Consider the following 1,670-nt stretch of genomic DNA (forward strand, 5'->3'; position numbering starts at 1 on the left):
GGGTCGGGAAGCGTTAGGGGTGGCAGCCGCAGGACGGCTTCCCCGCCGATGTTCAACGGTTCCCGACTTGTTGCCAGAATGTGCAGATGCGGGCACCGCCGAAGAAGGGTCTCGGTCAGCGCCGCCACCGCTGCGACCAGGTGTTCGCAGTTGTTGAGCACCAGCAACGCGTGCCGGTCGGCGAGGTGCGCGGCCAGAGAGCGGCCCGAACACGAGCTGCCCGGCGGCGAGACCAATCAAAAAGGTGGTGAGGGTCAACTGCACTGCGGACGCGCTGGTGTCGAACTCGGTCGCCATGGCGGGGAACGCAGGCAGGTACATGATGGCCAGCGGCGCCACCGCAGCCAGCAGCGCGAGCGTGGCGATCAACTTCGCCGGAAGGTGGGTGGATCGGGTGTGGCCCGACGTAGCGGCGACCGCCTCTTCCATCTCCTGCACGGCAGGGTCGGCTTCCTGGGTGTGCTGGTTCACATCAACCTTCCTAAATATATAAATTTATATCTAAATATAGATATACAATAAGGGTAAGCTGGCGTGGTGTCCAACGCTGCGCCTCTAGTCGATGCCGATGTCCAGCGCCTGGCGCACGCTGCGCGTTCCTTGGTGTGGGCTTTGCGCCGGTTCGGGGAACGAGAAGCTGGTCTGGCGCGGCTTCCGCAGTCGGAGATCGAAGTGCTCCGTGCGGTGGAGGAGCGCCCAGGATGCACCGTGTCCGACATTGCTCGGTCCCTGGGTCTGCAGAGCAGCAATGTGAGCACCACCGTCCGCAGCCTCGTGGACCGCGGGCTGCTCGAGAAACGTGCCGATCCCGATGATCGGCGCTCGCACCGGCTGCATCAGACGGCCGTGGCTCAGCGCAACAACCGTCTGATCGGCGAGATGTGGATCCGCGGAGTTCAAAGTCTGCTGGACGGAATGAGTCCAGACGAGGCTGCACAACTCGCCGAGGCTGCTCCGTTACTGGCGCGCCTGGGCACCATGGCGGACGGCTGAGCGCCTCCCGGACGAGTTCGGGTGTCAGTTTCCGAAGACGACTGCGTAAGGTCGACACTCGACTGCATTCGCTAGGCGCTATGCAAGGGGCGCTGGCCTTTCGCGCTGGGCCTCGCGGTGCTGCTCCGTGCGTGTCTGCATGTCGCCCACATCGTCGACCTCGACGACTTCCTATCGAACCGGACCGGGACGATTGGGAATGGCGCATCGTCGAGACGGTCGAGCGGAGAATGCAACCACGCGTGCACCACCTTGCATCCCGGGAGGGTCCGGCTGGTGTCCGTCCGCGAGCGGGCGTTGGGGGAGTAGGTGTCCTCGCACCTGATCCACCACGGCCGCCGTCCCGTGGTCCTGGTCCCCGAACAGATCGGCACCGTCATCGGCGGCCGGGCGCTGAGTGAGATTGGTCCCTGCTGCCACCGCAACCCGCACCGACCACCGGACAACGCCGCGGGTCCGTGATTCACCCGCGATCGGGAGATCGACACCGGATCCCGCTGTGGGCGGGATGGGTCAGCCGCGGGCGAGGCGGCGTACGGCGCCGCGGAGTGTGTGTTCGATCTGGGGCAGGTCGACGTCCTCGGGGGCGGTGGCGGTGTTCTGGGTGGGGTTCCAGCTGATTCGGCGGTCGATCCCGGTGGCGGCGGCGGCGAGTTCGGTGCTCCACTCGCTCAGGG

General features: G+C 65.8%; 2 protein-coding genes and 1 pseudogene. 2 read left to right on the plus strand and 1 reads right to left on the minus strand.

Annotated elements, in window-relative coordinates; all coding sequences use genetic code 11:
* Positions 1-321, minus strand: a pseudogene (locus tag G9373_RS47530) (hypothetical protein); the annotation flags it as partial.
* A 282-nt stretch (positions 322-603) separates the two neighbouring features.
* On the opposite strand from G9373_RS47530, the gene G9373_RS45170 reads away from it, so the two are divergent.
* Both G9373_RS45170 and G9373_RS47535 read left to right on the plus strand, forming a co-directional pair.
* Positions 604-993, plus strand: coding sequence for a MarR family transcriptional regulator (locus G9373_RS45170; RefSeq protein ID WP_317612964.1), 390 nt, complete (start codon positions 604-606; stop codon positions 991-993).
* 309 nt (positions 994-1,302) lie between these two features.
* Positions 1,303-1,455: a hypothetical protein gene (locus tag G9373_RS47535; protein ID WP_240961163.1), complete on the plus strand. Its 153-nt coding sequence runs from the start codon at positions 1,303-1,305 to the stop codon at positions 1,453-1,455.
* Positions 1,456-1,670 lie beyond the last annotated feature (215 nt).

Source organism: Rhodococcus sp. A14, assembly GCF_011603105.1.
In the GTDB taxonomy this organism is placed as follows: Bacteria; Actinomycetota; Actinomycetes; order Mycobacteriales; family Mycobacteriaceae; genus Rhodococcus_F; species Rhodococcus_F opacus.